At 33.5% G+C, this 18750-nt stretch carries 12 protein-coding genes; 9 read left to right on the forward strand and 3 right to left on the reverse strand.

All coding sequences use genetic code 11. The features are described from left to right. Positions 1–2109 carry an ATP-dependent DNA helicase RecG gene (recG, locus tag Q7C23_RS06165; protein WP_375031679.1) on the forward strand — a complete coding sequence of 703 codons (2109 nt, stop codon included), beginning with the start codon at positions 1–3 and terminating at the stop codon, positions 2107–2109. A gap of 193 nt (positions 2110–2302) precedes the next feature. Here recG and Q7C23_RS06170 read toward each other — a convergent pair whose 3' ends face one another. From Q7C23_RS06170 to Q7C23_RS06180, 3 genes are all read right to left on the reverse strand, one after another. After that, positions 2303–2908: a PAS domain-containing protein gene (locus tag Q7C23_RS06170; RefSeq protein ID WP_375031680.1), complete on the reverse strand. Its 606-nt coding sequence runs from the start codon at positions 2906–2908 to the stop codon at positions 2303–2305. A gap of 94 nt (positions 2909–3002) precedes the next feature. After that, positions 3003–3866, reverse strand: coding sequence for a hypothetical protein (locus Q7C23_RS06175; protein ID WP_375031681.1), 864 nt, complete (start codon positions 3864–3866; stop codon positions 3003–3005). A 25-nt stretch (positions 3867–3891) separates the two neighbouring features. Then, positions 3892–4488 (reverse strand): AhpC/TSA family protein, encoded by a 597-nt coding sequence (locus Q7C23_RS06180; protein WP_375031682.1) that lies wholly within the window; start codon positions 4486–4488, stop codon positions 3892–3894. A gap of 517 nt (positions 4489–5005) precedes the next feature. Between Q7C23_RS06180 and Q7C23_RS06185 the strand changes: the two genes are divergently transcribed. The 8 genes from Q7C23_RS06185 (at position 5006) to pheT (ending at position 18677) form a co-directional block, all read left to right on the forward strand. Then, the gene (locus Q7C23_RS06185; RefSeq protein WP_375031683.1) at positions 5006–6067 is read left to right on the forward strand and encodes an efflux RND transporter periplasmic adaptor subunit; all 1062 of its coding nucleotides are present in this window, start codon (positions 5006–5008) and stop codon (positions 6065–6067) included. Positions 6068–6173: 106 nt separating this feature from the next. Further along, a complete protein-coding gene (locus Q7C23_RS06190; protein WP_375031684.1) occupies positions 6174–9269 on the forward strand; it encodes an efflux RND transporter permease subunit in 3096 nt (1031 codons plus the stop codon). A 52-nt stretch (positions 9270–9321) separates the two neighbouring features. Continuing rightward, positions 9322–10632 carry a TolC family protein gene (locus tag Q7C23_RS06195; protein ID WP_375031685.1) on the forward strand — a complete coding sequence of 437 codons (1311 nt, stop codon included), beginning with the start codon at positions 9322–9324 and terminating at the stop codon, positions 10630–10632. A 27-nt stretch (positions 10633–10659) separates the two neighbouring features. Continuing rightward, complete coding sequence (locus tag Q7C23_RS06200; protein ID WP_375031686.1) at positions 10660–11523, forward strand: bestrophin family protein; 864 nt, start codon at positions 10660–10662, stop codon at positions 11521–11523. 190 nt (positions 11524–11713) lie between these two features. After that, positions 11714–12709 carry a hypothetical protein gene (locus Q7C23_RS06205; protein WP_375031688.1) on the forward strand — a complete coding sequence of 332 codons (996 nt, stop codon included), beginning with the start codon at positions 11714–11716 and terminating at the stop codon, positions 12707–12709. Between the two features lie 171 nt (positions 12710–12880). Further along, entirely contained in the window at positions 12881–15064 is a 2184-nt protein-coding gene (locus Q7C23_RS06210; RefSeq protein ID WP_375031689.1) for a gliding motility-associated C-terminal domain-containing protein, read from the forward strand. Next, positions 15057–15986 carry a type IX secretion system membrane protein PorP/SprF gene (locus Q7C23_RS06215; RefSeq protein ID WP_375031690.1) on the forward strand — a complete coding sequence of 310 codons (930 nt, stop codon included), beginning with the start codon at positions 15057–15059 and terminating at the stop codon, positions 15984–15986. Before Q7C23_RS06210 ends, Q7C23_RS06215 begins: the two co-directional genes overlap by 8 nt. Positions 15987–16256: 270 nt before the next feature. Further along, positions 16257–18677, forward strand: coding sequence for a phenylalanine--tRNA ligase subunit beta (gene pheT, locus Q7C23_RS06220; protein WP_375031691.1), 2421 nt, complete (start codon positions 16257–16259; stop codon positions 18675–18677). Positions 18678–18750: the final 73 nt, after the last annotated feature.

The raw sequence follows: 18750 nt of genomic DNA on the forward strand, positions 1-18750 counted from the left end.
ATGTCTAACAATCTCCTTGAAACCCCAATAGAATACCTTAAAGGTGTTGGTCCCAGTCGTGGCCAGTTGCTTCGTAAGGAATTGGGCATTCATAAATACAGAGATTTGGTTAATTTTTTTCCGAATAGATACATTGACAGAACGCGATATTATAAGATAAACGAACTTCAAAACACAGGAGCCGAAGTTCAGATCATTGGTAAAATCATCAATATAAAAACGGTTGAATTTGCTAAAAACAAAAAGCGTTTGGTAGCCACTTTCGTGGATGATACAGGACAAATTGACCTGAATTGGTTTCAGGGACATAAATGGATCAGAGAGAGTTTAAAACTAAATGAAGTTTGTGTGATTTTCGGAAAATGTTCTGTGTACGGAAGTCAGTTTAGCATGGCGCATCCCGAAATTGAATTGTTAAGTGAGCATGAAAAAAGTTTGCGCTCTGCTATGCAGCCCGTTTATCCTTCTACCGAAACATTAGCCAATCGCGGAATTTCAAACCGAACGATTAATAAGCTAATGGAACAGCTTTTTATAGAAACACAGGCTTTATTTACTGAAACTTTTCCGCCCTATTTAATCGAAGAATTAAAGTTAATTCCAAAAAGAGCGGCTTTATTCAACATCCATTTCCCGAAAAGTGCTGATGCTTTAGCGAAAGCACAATTCCGCTTAAAATTTGAGGAATTGTTTTTTATTCAGCTTCAGTTAATCACTAAAAACCTGATTCGAAAACACAAAATAAAAGGGCATCCGTTCACCAAAGTGGGTGAACTTTTTAATGAATTTTATCAAAATCATTTACCATTTGAATTAACAAATGCTCAAAAAAGAGTAATTAAAGAGATTCGTTCAGACATGGGAAGCAATGCCCAAATGAACCGTTTATTACAGGGAGACGTTGGTTCCGGAAAAACAATTGTAGCTTTTATGAGCATGCTTTTGGCAATTGATAATGGTTTTCAGGCCTGTTTAATGGCTCCTACTGAAATTCTGGCGAATCAGCATTTTATTGGTTTATCAGAATTAGCTAAAACATTAGATCTTAATATTAAAATACTTACGGGTTCAACCAAAACTGCAGCCCGAAAAATCATTCACGAAGAGCTTGAAAATGGAACTCTGCATATTTTAATTGGTACACACGCTTTGTTAGAAGATAAAGTGCAATTCCAGAATTTAGGTTTGGCTGTAATTGACGAACAACATCGTTTTGGTGTAGAACAGCGCTCTAAATTGTGGAAGAAAAATGACATTCCGCCACACGTTTTAGTGATGACCGCTACTCCTATTCCGAGAACTTTGGCGATGAGTTTGTACGGAGATTTAGATATTTCTGTAATTGATGAATTGCCTCCTGGAAGAAAGCCAATCCAGACGGTTCATCGTTTTGACAGCAATCGTCTGAAAGTCTGGAAATTCCTTCGTGACGAAATTGCTTTAGGAAGACAAATTTATATTGTTTATCCGTTGATTCAGGAATCTGAAAAAATGGATTATAAAGATCTGATGGATGGTTACGAAAGTATTTCTCGTGATTTTCCATTGCCTCAATATTCTATTTCGATTTTACACGGAAAAATGAAACCGGCAGATAAAGATGCTGAAATGAAACGCTTTTCTGAAGGAAAAACCAATATTATGGTCGCCACAACCGTAATTGAAGTTGGTGTAAACGTGCCAAATGCCAGTGTAATGATTATCGAAAGTGCCGAACGTTTCGGCTTATCACAATTACATCAATTACGTGGACGTGTTGGCCGTGGGGCAGAACAAAGTTATTGCATTTTAATGACGAGCCACAAATTAAGCGCTGATAGCAAAACCAGAATGGAAACTATGGTTCAAACTAATGATGGTTTTGAAATTGCCGAAGTTGACTTGAAATTGCGTGGTCCTGGCGATTTAATGGGAACACAACAAAGTGGTGTTTTAAATCTACAAATTGCAGATATTGTTCGTGATCGTGATCTTTTAGGGTTAGCAAGAAATTATGCGATGAAAATTTTAAAAGAAGATGGTCCTCTTCAAAAACCTGAACATGCAGTACTAAAAGCAGTTTTTATAGAATTGACCAAAAAGAAGAATATTTGGAATTATATTTCTTAAGGCTCCAAAAGAGAGAGATTTTGAAAAAACTGAAATCTGAAAACTAAAAAAACCTCATTGTATCAGACTCAAATTATGGATTAAGTCCTAAAAACTATTCAATTGTCTTTGGTAAGGCGATTAGATTTGTTGGGGGCAAATTTTTGGTTTGAATATTTTATGCGATACAATGAAGCGTATTAATTCTATTTTATTATTTCTTTTTAGGAGCCTCTTTCTTTTCAAAAAGACCACTAAAAATACCTTTACTCACTTTATTCTTATCATCTTTTCCTGTTGCCACAAGATGATCAATATATTCCATATATGTTTTTTTGCGTTCCTCCAGAAAACCAGTCAGATATTCCTCAGATGCCGACATCCCACTAGCTTCTTCAATGTGCAGAAGTTTTTTATAAAGAGGTTCAATAAATTTTACAATAATATTCTCGGGAACAGATTTTCTTGTTCCAAAATAGCCAACGATTTCTCCATCAGAATCGGCTATAATTTTAAAATCGGTAATAACCCAATAATATCTGCCCGTTTTAGACATGTTCTTGATGATAACATGAATATTTTTACTCGCTTTTATACTATCCCATAAGAACTTAAAAATCACTTTTGGCATATCGGGATGACGGATTATATTATGAGGCTGTCCAATAAGTTCAAATTCATCATAGCCGGATACATCAATAAAATCTTCATTTGCGTATAAAATGGTTCCCTTAGTGTCTGTTTTACTTAGTAGTACTTTATTTTTATTCCAATCTACTTCTCTGTCTGATGGAGTCGGGCGGGTAATTCTGGTATCCATAAATTTTGTATTTAAATTAATAAGTAATTACATTCTGAGTATAATATTTAATTCCATATAGTATTAATTATTGATTACAAATAAGCTCAAAACTTTAGTGTCCGGGCGGTCTGCTATTTATTGACTTAACATGAATATCATTAACCATATCATCAATTTTTTTAGCGCTATCACGCATCATATCCAAATAACTGAGAAGCTGATCATTATCTGTATGTCCTTTTGAAACATCAATAAGTTTTAACACCGAACTTACCGGTAATTTAAGATCTAAAGTTGTTCTGTGTACAAAGTCATTATATTCCTTGGTAGCTGTTAAAGAACTATATTTTGCCGATGCCAATTTCATATTTTCCAATTCATATTCATCAGATATTTTAGAAATATGGTTTTGGCTATGTGTTTTAAAGTAGTACGCCCAATACCCATTCATAAAGAAGACAACAGCAGCAAGTACAATGTGTATGATAAGCGTTTCCATATCAAAATTGACTTGTGAAAAATATAACTGTATTCCTGCTGGATCATTATAAACAAAGTTTTGCATATAGGCTAAAATAACATGATGTCCTACAACCAAAAGCGTAAGCGGAATCTGTAGTTTCCAGTTTTGATAAATAATCAGGATTGTACTGGCAATGAAAACAGTAAAATGCATTTCGAACAAACCATGCATCTGATAAATATATTGTGCCATAAATATAGCCAGCACAAACGATAAAACATACTGGTAAAATTTAGAGTTCTTTAGAAGGAATTTTGCCGAATAATAGGCTAATAAATTTAATGTTCCTACCCCTGCTCCAATCTCCCAGGTATCGTATTTAAAAGCCAAAGCGATCCCAAGAAGAAAATAAATGGCAAGAACATAATTAATAATCGTATCCGATTTTTGCGTCATTGTTGACATGAAATTGTGCAGGTAATCCTGTTCGTTCAAACTAGCTTTTGCTTTCATAATTTAGGTAATATTAAGGTTAGATTTATTTAGTGCATTTTGGTAAGGAACATCCATAAGCTCGAAGAGCTAACGCATCAAATGATGGGGCATTTGTATGACTTAATAAAGAATCTATTGCTTGTTGGGCATAATTACTATCGGCATCTGTACAGTACCTTGTTTTATTATAATTGCCACGATAATATAAGTTTTGAGAAGCATCGATGAGAACCGCCTGGGGTGTCGAGAAAACACCGCAATTTTTTGCTATTTCTTCATCAAAATAAACAGGAATCTGAGCATCAAATTTGTTCTGAATTTCTTCAATTGTGAAAGTCTTTTCTTTGTTTAATACTACGATTTTAAAATTGATTTTGTCTCCATACTTTTTAATCAAGCCACTTACATGAGGCACATTAAAACGCGAACATGGACATTCAGGATTAAAAAAATGGATAAAAACCGGTCTTTGATCTGTCGCGCAGCATTTTAAATCCACTTTACTTCCCATGGCTATCTCACGATAATTTTGAGGAATTGGTGTAGGCAAACTGTATTGATATTCGTTTTGCCAAAATAAATAAGAAATGGCTGCAAGTAAAAAAGTAAACCATAATCCAAGAAGTATTTTTTTCTTCATAAATAGACGATTTTAGTTTAAAATATAAACAGTTGTTAATTTAATCATTCTTAAAAAGCAAAAAATTTAACTTAATTAAAATAAAAAACCTACACATATTAATGCTTTACGTACTAGAACATTAATATTCTCACAAAAAAATCATCATATTGTTTAACCTTATCAATGTTACAAATAAAATCGATAAAGAGCAAAAGAAATCGGACAAAATGCAATAAAAAACAATTATACATACTTTTTCTTACTTTTTAAGCAAGTAGTTTTACGCTTTTTATCAGTAAAAACTTAAGAAAAAGAATGACTCTTGAAATCGATTAATTTTTAATTCTTCTACTACTTATTATTTTTTTTCTGTCACATTAAACCTTTGTAAAATTAAATAGTCTAATACGTAATCTAATCTAAAAATTTGTACATACAAATGTTAAATAAAAGCCAACCTCTTCTGATTTCGGTTCAAAAAGTTAAATTTGTAAGCTACTAAAAACAATCCCAAAAAAACATTTACCTCAATTTTATGAAAGTAAAAAATCTAATTTATGCCCTGTTAATTATAGTACTCGGAGGGTTTATCGCCTACAGAGTTGTTTCTAACAAAAGTAAAAACGACGAGTCTAAAAAATCTGGTGATAAAGACCGCCCTATAACCGTAACAGGTATTGTGGTTAAAACTTCTACGTTTGATAACAACCTTTCATTATCTGGATCTATTGAAGCTAATGAACAAGTAGAAATTCACAGTGAAGTTTCGGGAATTGTTGAAGGCATATATTTTACTGAAGGAACCTATGTAAACAAAGGACAAGTACTTTTCAAGGTAAATGATATTGAATTAAGAGCGCAATTAAGACAAGCTCAAACAAAAGAAGGTTTAGCAGCTGAAAACGAAAGAAGAGCTAAATTATTACTTCAAAAAGAAGCTATTAGTCAGGAAGAATTTGATGTTGCAAATGCTGACTACGCTTCTATGAAAGCACAGACACAATTAATCAAGGCACAAATTGCCAAAACTTCTGTAAAAGCACCTTTTTCAGGAAAAATTGGTTTGCGTTCTATTTCACCAGGAACTTATATAACTCCTACTGTTTTAGTTGCAAAGTTAGTGAATACCGGAAAATTAAAAATTACATTCTCTATTCCTGAAAAATATGCTTCGCAAGTCACATCAGGTTCAACTATTGATTTTTCAGTATCAGGATCTGATAAAGTGTATTCAGCAAAAATATATGCTATCGAACCAGAAGTTGAAGTAGCAACCCGTACTTTACAAATTCGTGCTATTGCTGATAATATAGATGGAAAACTTTTCCCGGGAACTTTTGCTGATGTAAAATTACCCTTGAATATTATTAAAGATGCAATTGTAGTTCCGTCAGAAGCAATAGTTCCTGTACAAGATGGTAAAAAAGTATATATCGCCAATATGGGAAAAGCAAAAGAAGTTATGGTTGATGCAACAACCAGAACAGATGCTTCAATTTTAATTCTTTCAGGATTAAAAGCTGGTGATACGCTGATTACAAGTGGTGTAATGTCACTAAAAAACGAAACACCTATAAAAGTTCAAGTTAAAAAATAGTTTTGAGTTATGAATTTTGAGTGATGAGTTTTTCAAATTCATTCTCTATGTTCTATTTTCTTTATTCTAAAATCTAAAATCAAAACTCTAAAATCTAAAATCTAACATGAGTTTATCAACTACAAGTATTAGAAGACCCGTTTTAACCATTGTACTGAATCTTTTGATTATTTTATTCGGTTTCATTGGTTATACTTTTTTGGGTGTTCGAGAATTTCCATCTATTGACCCGGCGCAGGTTTCCATCAGAACAAACTATACCGGAGCCAATTCAGATATTATTGAATCACAAATTACTGAACCTTTAGAAAAAGCTGTAAATGCTATTGACGGGATTCGAAATATTACTTCGTCAAGTAATCAGGGAAGCAGTAATATTACTATCGAATTTAATTTAGATAAGAATCTTGAAGAAGCAGCGAACGATGTTCGTGATAAAGTTTCGCAAGCCATTAGAAGTTTACCACAGGATATTGATGCACCACCGGTTGTATCTAAAGCTGATGCCGATAGTGACGCTATTATTTCGATGACTGTTCAAAGTGACAGTCGTAACTCACTAGAATTGAGTGATTATGCAGAGAATGTAATTTCACAGCGTTTAGAAACAATTCCCGGCGTTAGTGGTGTTCAAATCTGGGGACAAAAACGTTATGCAATGCGTTTGTGGATTGATCCTGTAAAATTAACTGCCTACCGTTGTACCGTTGCCGATGTCCGTAATGCCCTAAATGCACAAAACGTAGAATTACCTTCTGGAAAATTAACCGGAAATAATACCGAATTAACAGTAAAAACAGTTGGTAACCTTTCTAAACCAGAAGAATTTAACAATATAATTGTTCGTACTGACGGTGATAAAATTGTTCGTTTAAGTGATGTTGGCGGAGCCGAATTAGGCCCTGAAAACATTGAAACTAAATTAAGTCAATCCGGACTACCAATGATTGGTTTAGCTATTGTTCCGATGCCTGGTGCAAATTATTTAGATATTTCAGCCGAATTTTATAAAAAATACGAGGCTTTAAAGAAAGATCTTCCAAAAGATATTAAATTAAATATTGCTCTTGACAATACTATTTTCGTAAAGAAATCGGTTTTAGAAGTTGCTGAAACCTTAGGAATTTCAATCATTCTGGTAATTATCATTATTTATTTATTTTTTAGAGACTGGGCCATTGCGTTCCGACCTTTAATTGATATTCCGGTTTCATTAATTGCTACTTTCTTTATCATGTGGCTTTTTGGATTCTCGATCAATGTATTGACCTTATTGGCAATTGTTCTGGCAACAGGTCTGGTGGTAGATGACGGAATTGTGGTTACCGAAAACATCTTTAAAAAAGTTGAGGAAGGTATGTCACCAATCGAAGCCGCAATCAAAGGTTCTAATGAAATATTTTATGCCGTAATTTCGATTTCGGTAACATTGGCCGCGGTATTCTTACCTGTAATATTTTTAGAAGGTTTCGTCGGTCGACTCTTTAGGGAATTTGGTGTTGTAATTGGTGCCGCAGTATTAATTTCTGCCTTTGTATCGCTGACTTTAACACCAATGCTGAACGCATATTTAATGAAAGGCGGTGAGCAGAAAAAATCGAAATTCTACGTAAAAACAGAACCTTTTTTCGAAAAATTAAATAGCGGTTATGCTGATTCTTTAAAACGTTTCATGGATAAAAAATGGATGAGCTTTCCAATTCTTATTGCTTGTTTTGGATTGATTTATCTGTTCTTTACCATTCTTCCTAAAGAGACCGCTCCATATGATGACCGTAGCTCTGTAACAATGCGTATGACTACTCCTGAAGGTTCATCTTATGAATATACCGATCGTTTCATGCAGGAGATTTCAAAATTGGTTGATGATTCGATTCCGGAGAAAAAGGTAAGTTTGGTTATTACCGCCCCGGGTTTTGGTGCTTCGGCAACAAATACTGGTTTTATCAGACTTTCCCTTAAAGAGCCAGATGAAAGAAAAAAATCTCAGAAAGATATTGCCGACCAATTAACAAAATGGACAAAACAATATCCGGATGCTAAAACATCTGTGATCCAACAACCTACAATTGCGGTTAACCGACGTGGAGGTTTACCAATTCAATATATTATTCAGGCCCCTAACTTTGAAAAATTAAGAGAAAAAATTCCAGTTTTTATGGAAGAAGTTGGTAAAAGTGATGTTTTCTCAACTACAGATGTGAACCTTAAATTTAATAAACCCGAAATCAATGTTAGCATCGACCGTGAGAAAGCAGAAAGTTTAGGTATTTCAATCATTGATATCGCTCAGACGTTACAACTTTCTTTAAGTGGGCAACGTTTTGGTTATTTCATTAAAAACGGAAAACAATATCAGGTAATTGGTCAGTTTGATCAAAAAGACCGTTCAAAACCTTTGGATTTGACTTCGATGTTTGTAAAAAACAAAAGTGGAGAATTGATTCAGATGGACAACGTTGTTAAGATTGAAGAACAAAGTAATCCGCCACAATTGTACCATAACAACAGATACATGTCGGCTACTGTTGCAGCAGGTTTGGCTCCAGGGAAAAGTATCAGTGATGGTATTGAGGAAATGGACAGAATTAAGGCAAAAGTTTTAGATGAAAGTTTTACCACTGATTTAAGTGGAGAATCAAGAGATTTTGTTGAAAGTAGCTCCAATACTTCTTTCGCTTTTGGATTGGCTTTATTATTAATCTTTTTAATTCTTGCCGCACAATTTGAAAGTTTTATTGATCCGTTTATCATTATTCTAACGGTTCCAATGGCAGTTGCCGGGGCATTATTCTCTTTATGGTTGTTCAATCAGACATGGAATATTTTTAGTCAGATTGGTACTGTAATGCTTATAGGACTGGTAACTAAAAACGGTATTTTGATCGTTGAGTTTGCTAACCAGTTACGAGAACAAGGGAAACCAAAATTAGAAGCTATTTTAGAAGCCTCTGAAGCACGTTTACGTCCAATTTTAATGACGAGTTTAGCAATCGCATTAGGCGCATTGCCAATTGCAATGTCACTGGGCGCAGCATCTACAAGTAGAATCGGGATGGGAGTTGTAATTGTTGGAGGAACTATTTTCTCTTTAGCATTAACACTGTTTGTAATTCCAGCGATTTATTTGATGTGGTCTAAAGCCAGAAAACATTATCCGGAATTTGATCATATTGAAGAATACGAAAAAGAAAGTAAATAATTTATTAGCCGCGAATTTGAATCAATTGAATTCATGGTAAAAGAAAACAAATATGAATACTAAAATTTTGTTCCGCAGTTTAATATTCTTCTTCTTTTGCATTACAAGTGCCAATGCTCAGGAAGTACTGACTATTGGAGACGCTATGAAAATAGCATTAGAAAATAATTTTGAAATCAAGATTGCAAAAAATAATACAAAAATAAGCGAAACTAATGTAACGATTGGAAACGCTGGAATGCTCCCTGTTGCAACTGCATCGGTTACTGATAATAATAGCATAACAAATTCATCGCAAACCCGTCAGGATGGTACTTCAACTTCTTTAGATAATGCCAAAAACAACAGTTTAAACTATGGAGTAAGTTTAGGATGGACTGTTTTTGACGGAATGAAAATGTTTGCCAGATTGGATCAGTTAAAAGAACTTCAAAAACTAGGTGACGCTCAGCTAAAACAAACCATTTTAATCAAAATTGCTCAGGTTAATTCCTCTTATTATGATTTAGTACAACAGCAGCAACAATTGTCTGCGCTAGACACTACCATCGTAATTTCGCAGCAACGTTTAAAATTGGCTCAAAACCGTTTTAGCATTGGTAAGGCTTCAAAATTGGAAGTTTTAAATGCTCAGGTAGATTTAAATTCAGATCAGGTTGCTTTACTAAGACAAAAGGAATCGTATGCAAATGCTAAAATATTACTGAATCAATATTTAGCACGTGACCCAAAAATCGACTTTAGAGTTATTGATTTGGTTACGGTTGATAATACACTGGTTTTGGCTAATTTAATGGAATTGGCACAAAAGCAAAATCCTGGTTTAGAAGCGCAGATCATTAATAAACGTATTGCTGAATTGCAATTAAAACAAGTAAAGGCAGACCGATATCCTGTCGTAAATTTAACTTCAGGCTATAACTTTTCAGAAAGTCAATCAAGTTTAGGCTTTACCAGTCAGGCTTCATCTCGAGGTTTGAATTATGGTTTTAATGCCACCCTGAATGTATTTGATGGTTTTAATCAACATCGAAATGAAAAAGTTGCAAAACTGGAAATTGAAAATTCTCAGATTGCAATTGAACAGCAAAACATGATTCTGAACACACAATTAAGCACCGCTTTTCAGACCTATTTAACCAACCTCGAATTAATTGACCTTGAAGAAGATAACGAAGCGATTGCAAGACAAAATTTAGAAATTACATTGGATAAATTCAAGATTGGAACTATAACAACACTTGATTTCAGAACGGCTCAGCTTAATTATGTTAATGCAAAAGTACGTTACAGTAACGCACAATATGTTGCTAAATTATCTGAAATTGCATTAAAAGAATTAGCTGGAAATATGAATTTTTAAGTAAATTTGTTTCAAAATTTAACTTAAATGATTGCATACAACACTAAGGAGTGGTTTACTTTTATATTTCATTTTCATAAATCGGACACTGTCCGAAAATTATTTCCGATAATGATTGCAATCGGAATTTATTCCGCAATTGTAGGCTATTTAGAGGTTGTTTATATAGGAATTGATACCAATAATTACGTCAAGAATATTCCGGTAATGCACGGAATATTAGGTTTTGTAATTTCACTCTTGTTAGTGTTCAGAACAAATACCGCATACGACCGTTGGTGGGAAGCAAGAAAACTTTGGGGCAGTTTAGTAAACAACAGCCGTAATTTTGCGATTAAACTTTCCGCTATTTTAAAAGACGAGAACGATCGTAAATTTTTCAGGAAGTTTATTCCAAGTTATGCGACTATTTTATATAAACATCTCAATAATTCTGAAACAGCAAAACAGCTTTTTGATGATGTAGATTTAGAGCTAGATCATCATAAGCATAAGCCTAATCAGGTAAAGCGAATGATGTCGCATAAAATCAATGATTTATACGAAGCTAAAAAAATAACAGGTGACCAGCTTATTATCTTAAATAATGAGTTGGTTGCTTTTACTGATATCTGCGGCGCGTGTGAGCGTATTAAAAACACTCCTATTCCCTACTCTTACAGCGCTTTTATCAAAAAATTCATTTTCTTCTACACCATGACTTTGCCTTTTGGCTATTCTTTAAGTTTGGGTTATTATGTCGTTCCTGTGGTGGTTTTTATCTTTTACGTTTTGGCCAGTTTAGAATTAATTGCCGAAGAAATTGAAGATCCTTTTGGCGATGATGAAAATGATTTACCTATCAAAAAGATCTCAGAAAACATCAAAAAACATGTTGAAGAATTGATTTAATTTAATAGAAAAAAACAACACTTAAACCCAAAAACAGCACTTAATCGCTAATATAACTCACTGAACGACAATATTTTGAAATTTAAATAATACGCATTAAAATTTGTATGCGATAGTTTAAATACAGCTTAAATATCTTTTCACTTTACGCTGCATTACAAACGGTTTACTAATTTTAATTCTTATTAAAATGAAAAAATTATTTTTATTCCTGACTTTAGCTTTTCTAATTGTAAATTGTACTACTGAGCCTGTAAGTACAGATATTCAAACTGAAGCTAAAGAAACGAAAAGTTCGTCTTTAACTGCCAAAGGAACTTATTCAGAATGTGATCCGATTTCAATTAACATCATGGCCGGGCAATTTACAAATGCCGGTACCATTTTAGTTGAAAATGATGCGACAAATCTTTATGTAACCTACCATGCACTTGAGAATTGGTTTTTTAGTGAAATGCATTTATATGTCGGCTCTTTTGCCAATGTACCTGCAAAAAACGGAAACCCGATTCCCGGACAATTTCCTTATAAAAAGTCTTTTGATCCATTAGTTCAAAACTACACTTTTACAATCCCGCTTTCCAGTATTATTCTCGATGCCAACAAATGCCTGTACATTGCAGCACATTCCAGCATGAAGAATATTGTAAACGGCACAGTTGTAAGAACTGAAACCGGTTGGGCTGGCGACATTAAGTTTCCCGGCAAAAACTGGGCAACTTATTTTAATTATTGCCTTAGAACCTGTACCAATGAGGATCCTCCGGGAGAAACCACTTGCGATACTGCTTATATGTTTGGAAACAATACCTTTAACAGTCTTGGTTTATCAGAAAAATGGGGTTGGGTAACTTATTACAACAACGTTGTAAACGGTTCTTATACTTACAATTTATATGCGGGAGCCGGACAAAATGATATTACTAAAGGATATTTAGCAGGAACTGTTACAGTTAACATTCAGGGAAGTAACATCAGTGTTACAATCAATGCAACATATCCCGGAACTGTATTTACTGAAACACATGTTTACTTAGCAGATAGTCCTCCAACAACAGCGGCGCCTGGTCAATTTGGAAACCAACACTCATTAAACAATACAGCATCAGATACTTATAATTTAACTTATAGTGGAGATGGTAGTTTCTGGTTAATTGTGCATGCGGGAGTTTGTACAACTGAATAAATTATACTTTTTTTAAAGAAATAGAAAAAGGAGAGAATTTAGGTTCTCTCCTTTTTTTTACCTATTTTCAAAAAAAAATAAAAAAACAATCTGTAAATCAGTTATTTATAACAGATCTTACTTGAATTGTTAGACTTCTTTCTGATATTTTTTCATATATTAGTAAAATATATGTTAAACATACACTTATTAATAGTAGCACTTCTATTTGTAAATTTAGGATTCAGTCAATCTGAATGCTATAATTCAGATTTTTCAACTGGAACTTTTTCCGGATGGGAAGGTTATACCGGTTTGTATCATACTCCTAACGTACGAAAAGGCATTGTAGATAACAGGCATAAAATCCTAACTGTTTCAAGCTTTGATCCCAGAACCTGCTATCAGTTAACTACAATACCTCCAGGTGAAAACTTTTCAGTAAGGCTGGGAAATGAACTAGGCGGTAGTGAAGCGGAAATGCTGGTTTATACAATGGATGTCACACCAGAGAATAGCATTTTTTTATACAAATATGCTATTGTAATTGAAGATCCCGGTCATATACCTGAGGAACAACCTGAGTTCAGTGTGCAAATAACTGATGCTACCGGAAAAACAATTGATCCATTATGTGGCGCGTATAAAGTTTATGCAGGTCAGGCAGATCAGGATTTTAATACCTGTCACTATGATAATCCTCTAACTTACAAAAAAAGTACTGTAAGATGGACTAAATGGAATACGGTTGGTATCAATTTGTCTGCTTATATTGGAACAACTGTAAAAATTGAATTTACAACAAAAGATTGTGCTTTTATACAACACTTTGGTTATGCCTATATTTCTGCTAAATGTGCAAAATTAAAAGCTGATTTAAAATTATGTGGTAATGATACTTCTTTTGAATTAAGTGCCCCTTACGGGTTTAGTAAGTATCTTTGGACTTATAAGGGTCAGCCAGTTGGCCTGGCGGAAAGAACAACATCTTTATCTCTTGCGGCTTATCCTGAAGGTGCTATTTTTGAATGTACTATGACTGCTTTTAGTAATTCTAATGTCTGTGAATCAAAAATACAAATTACGCTGACCAAACCCGCAAATATTACACCTCTGTTTGAAACAACAACTTCCTGCATTACAGAACAGATTGCATTTAATCCCATAATTTTTGAAAACAAAACAGTTATAAATTACCCAAATTTAAAATGGAACTGGGATTTTGGAGACGGTACAACTTCAAATGAAAAAGATCCAAAACATGTTTTTGTTTCTTCGGGAACTTATAGCGTTAAACTAACAGCGGAAACCGAAAGTGGTTGTTCATTTAATATAATTAAAGATATTTTCATTGACAATAATCTCATTTCAGAGCCTGTTTTAGATCCTAATCAGATATTTTGCACTCAAAATGCAACTATTAGTGCTATAAATACAAATAATCAAAATCTGAAATGGTTTAGTTCTATAACATCTTCTACTGAATTGCCAACCACAACAGCTTTGATTGATAAAACTACCTATTATGCTGCTATAAATAATGGTTGTTTAGGAAGGCGACTTGCTTTTGTTGCATCTGTTTTAAATATCCCTCCTCCCATCGGCGATGATACACAATATTTCTGTGCAATTGACAGACCAAAACTTGCGGATTTAGTTGTAAAAGGTACCGGAATAAAATGGTTTGAAAACGTAACAGATGTGAATGCTTTAAATACTTCGACACCATTAACCAATGCTACCTATTATGCCTTGCAAACTGATTTAAAAACTGGATGCGAGAGTAAAGATCGCCTTAAAGTTAATGTCGTTTTGCAGAACCCTGCAAATTTTTTAGCTTCAGGTTATAAGAAAGAATTATGTTTAGATGACGAATTAGTCATTCGGTCTTTAAGAGATGAAAACACCGAAATGATTTTTTATGATTCGGAAAATGCTATTTCTCCCCTTTCAGATAGTTCTCCCATTCGCAGTGGATCTACTTATTATGCTGCTACTTATGACCCTAAAACTAATTGCGAAAGTATAAAAAGAGCCGCTATCCTGGTTTCAACAATTAAATGTGACCTAATAGTATACAATTCTATTACAATTGATGGCAATAATATAAATAATTACTTTGTGATAAAAAATATTGAATTTTTTCCTGAAAATACGGTTGAAATTTACAATCGTTTTGGCCAACTAGTTTATAAAACAGCTAAATATGGTATAAATGAAAATTATTTTTATGGTGAAGCAAACGCTGGAGAAGTATTTCAAAAGAGTAAAAAACTGTCAACTGGTTCTTATTTTTATATCATAAACTTTAAGAAAACTGTTTCATCAGAAAATAATTTGCAAAAAGGTTTTCTTTATATCAGCAACAATGAATAGCACTTCAAAAAAAATACTTATTTTTGTTGTAGTCCTACTTTTATCTTATGTAGTTAGATCACAAAATGATGCCAAATTATCCATATTCAATTATAATTCTTTGATTTACAACCCTGCATATGCAGGTGCTGCTGATGGCCTTAATATTGCAGGAATTTATTCCACTCAATGGTATGGGTTTGACGGTGCTCCAAAAACACAATATTTGTCAGTTGATACCAAATTACCTTATGAAAAAATAGGACTCGGATTAAGTTTGTACCACGATGTTATTGGCCCAGCCAGAGAATATAATATTGAAGGAAATTTTGCGTATTATCTCGATTTAAACTACAAATACAAATTAGCTTTAGGACTAAAATCGGGATTAAACTCTTATAAAGTCGATATCAATCAGCTTGATGTATACGAACCTGGCGAAGATGTTTTTAATTCTGGTTTTGATAACCAATTATCATTAATACTTGGGGTGGGCGTAAACTTATATTCTGATAAATTTTTCATTGGCATTTCAACTCCAAATGTATTTGCTTCCAAGTATTACAATGAAAATAATGCAGCGGTTCTCTCAAAAAGAAAAAGCAATTATTATTTAAATACAGGGTATAGATTTGAATTGAGACGTGATGTTAACTTAACACCAGCAGCTTTAATTCGGGTTACAGAAGGTGCTCCAATAAGCGTTCTTACCTCCCTAAATCTAAATTGGTATGAAAAATATATCGCGAGTTTAAATTTTGATTATAACTCAAGTGTTGGGTTACTTTTTGGTGTTCGCTTATTTGATAATTTTAAAGTTGGTTATTCTTATGATCAATCCATAACCAAATTTAGCCGTTATAACAATGGTACTCATACCTTTTTGTTAACTTATACTTTACTAAACGAAAACAGTGAAAAATGCAGCTGCAAAATTTATTAATTTTCATATAAGATTAATGAATGATTCTTACTTTATAAAATTTAAAAAATCTATTCTTTAAGGTCTGGAACATCACAAAAAAATAAAATTCACTTCTGCATCTATCTTTATTATGATTAATTAATCAAAGTATTTATTTGCAAAACATCAATACCCTGCAAAAACTGGTTTACAATAATTTAAAAACCCTTCAAAAAAACCAAATAAATTGTTTCCAACTCCAACTCGCAATCCTTATATTTGTATCCTCATACAAGAATAAAATATAACATGAAAATATCTTACAACTGGTTAAAACAATTTATTAAAACAGACTGGACATCTGAACAAACTTCAGAATTACTGACAGATTTGGGTCTAGAAGTTGAAGTTGTCGAAAAATACCAGTCTATAAAAGGTGGTTTAGAAGGAGTTGTTGTAGGACATGTACTTACTTGCGAAAAACACCCTGATGCCGACAGATTAAAAGTTACAACTGTAAATATTGGTTTAGAAGCTCCTGTGCAAATCGTTTGTGGTGCTGATAATGTTGCCGCAGGACAAAAAGTTCCTGTTGCTACTATCGGAACAGTTTTATATGATAAAGAAGGAGCCGAATTCACTATCAAAAAAGGAAAAATCCGCGGACAGGAAAGTCACGGAATGATTTGTGCCGAGGATGAATTAGGTCTGGGAACAGGTCACGACGGAATTATGGTTCTTGATGATGCTTTAGAACCGGGAACACCTGCTTCTGTAGTTTTCAAGATCGCAAATGATGAAGTATTCGAGATTGGATTAACTCCAAACCGTGCTGATGCCATGAGTCATTATGGAACTGCGCGTGATTTAAGAGCCGGAATGTTGCAACGTGGTGTAAACATAGAATTGATCACACCATCTGTAAGCAACTTCAGAGTTGACATGCGTACGTTAAAAATTGACGTTAATGTTGAAGAACCTCAATTAGCACCAAGATATTGTGGAGTAACTATTTCAGGAATTACGGTTCAGGAATCTCCTGCTTGGTTACAAGATCGTTTAAAAGCTATTGGATTAACTCCAAAAAATAATATTGTCGATGTTACTAATTATGTTTTACATGAATTAGGACAACCTTTACACGCGTTTGACGCGGCAAAAATCAACGGAAAAGTAATTGTAAAAACACTTCCTGAAGGTACTAAATTCACGACTTTAGACGATGTTGAGAGAACATTGCATAAAGAAGATTTGATGATTTGCGACGAAAAAGGTCCGTTATGTATTGCTGGTGTTTTTGGCGGAAAAAAATCAGGAGTTTCAGATGGTACAACTTCTATATTCTTAGAAAGTGCTTATTTTGATGCTGTAAGTATTCGTAAAACAGCCAAAAGACACGGATTAAACACAGATGCTTCTTTTAGATTTGAAAGAGGAATTGATCCAACAATTACAGAATATGCCTTAAAACGTGCTGCCATTTTAATTTTGGAAGTTGCAGGTGGAAAACTAACTTCTGACGTTGTGGAAGTTTATCCTAAAAAAATAGAAGATTTTTCAGTTTTATTGAATTTCAGTCATGTGTCTAAAATCATTGGACAGGAAATTCCAAAAGATACGATCAAGAAAATACTAGTTTCTTTAGATATCAAAGTAAACAGTGTTTCTGATTCTGGTTTAGGATTAACAATTCCGGCATATCGTGTTGATGTACAACGCGAAATTGACGTAATCGAAGAAATCTTAAGAGTTTATGGTTACAACAATATTAATTTCTCTAAGAAATTCAATGCCACTGTTGCCAACTCACCAAGAACGGAAGATTATAAAGTTCAAAATGTAATTGCTTCTCAATTGAATTCTCAGGGTTTCCACGAAATGATGGCGAATTCTTTGACTACTGCAGCGTATGCAAAATTGTCAACTTCATTAAAAGAAGAGCACAATGTAACGATGTTGAATCCGTTGAGTAGTGACTTGTCTACAATGCGTCAGTCTTTATTGTTTTCAGGATTGGAAGCGATTTCATACAATATCAACAGAAGAAACTCTGATTTAAAACTATTTGAATTCGGAAAAACATATCATAAATATCTTAACGGATACGAAGAGCACAAACATCTTTCTTTATTGATTTCAGGAAACAGAAATAAAGAAAGCTGGACAAATCCACAAAAAACTACCGATTTCTTCTTGATGAAAGGTTATGTAAAAGGGATTTTGGCACGTTTAGGAATTGAAAAAATTTCGAATGCGCCGGTACAAACTGATATCTTTTCAGAAGGAACTGCGATTTGCTACAACAATGATACTTTAGTTGAAATGGGTGTAGTTAAGAAATCTATTTTAAAGCATTTCGGGATCAAACAAGATGTTTATTATGCCGATTTCAACTGGGATTTGATCCTTAAGATTATCACAGGTAAAATCAAATATTCTGAGATTCCTAAATATCCTGAAGTTCGTAGAGATTTAGCGTTGTTAATTGACCAAAGTACAACGTATGAAAGTATCTTTAATTTGGCTAAACAAACAGAAAAAGCACTTTTAAAAGACATTAATTTATTTGATGTTTATGAAGGTAAAAATCTTCCGGAAGGTAAAAAATCATACGCCTTGAGTTTCACTATTCAGGACAATACGAAGACGCTTACAGATAGTCAGATTGATAAAATAATGATAAAATTACAACAGACTTTTGAAACTGAACTTGGTGCAGTTTTAAGATAAAAAAGTTTAATTCATAAAAAACCCGACCTTAACAAGTCGGGTTTTTCTTTTTTAGAAATTAATGCGGGTCGAC

The sequence above is a fragment of the Flavobacterium sp. LAR06 genome (genome assembly GCF_041946075.1).
Classification (GTDB): Bacteria; Bacteroidota; Bacteroidia; order Flavobacteriales; family Flavobacteriaceae; genus Flavobacterium.

Coding starts and splice junctions, on each gene's coding strand:
- recG (WP_375031679.1), top strand. CDS start 1: ATGTCTAACAATCTCCTTGAAACCCCAATAGAATACCTTAAAGGTGTT.
- Q7C23_RS06210 (WP_375031689.1), top strand. CDS start 12,881: ATGTTAAACATACACTTATTAATAGTAGCACTTCTATTTGTAAATTTA.
- Q7C23_RS06185 (WP_375031683.1), top strand. CDS start 5,006: ATGAAAGTAAAAAATCTAATTTATGCCCTGTTAATTATAGTACTCGGA.
- Q7C23_RS06195 (WP_375031685.1), top strand. CDS start 9,322: ATGAATACTAAAATTTTGTTCCGCAGTTTAATATTCTTCTTCTTTTGC.
- Q7C23_RS06180 (WP_375031682.1), bottom strand. CDS start 4,488: ATGAAGAAAAAAATACTTCTTGGATTATGGTTTACTTTTTTACTTGCA.
- Q7C23_RS06215 (WP_375031690.1), top strand. CDS start 15,057: ATGAATAGCACTTCAAAAAAAATACTTATTTTTGTTGTAGTCCTACTT.
- pheT (WP_375031691.1), top strand. CDS start 16,257: ATGAAAATATCTTACAACTGGTTAAAACAATTTATTAAAACAGACTGG.
- Q7C23_RS06190 (WP_375031684.1), top strand. CDS start 6,174: ATGAGTTTATCAACTACAAGTATTAGAAGACCCGTTTTAACCATTGTA.
- Q7C23_RS06200 (WP_375031686.1), top strand. CDS start 10,660: ATGATTGCATACAACACTAAGGAGTGGTTTACTTTTATATTTCATTTT.
- Q7C23_RS06170 (WP_375031680.1), bottom strand. CDS start 2,908: ATGGATACCAGAATTACCCGCCCGACTCCATCAGACAGAGAAGTAGAT.
- Q7C23_RS06205 (WP_375031688.1), top strand. CDS start 11,714: ATGAAAAAATTATTTTTATTCCTGACTTTAGCTTTTCTAATTGTAAAT.
- Q7C23_RS06175 (WP_375031681.1), bottom strand. CDS start 3,866: ATGAAAGCAAAAGCTAGTTTGAACGAACAGGATTACCTGCACAATTTC.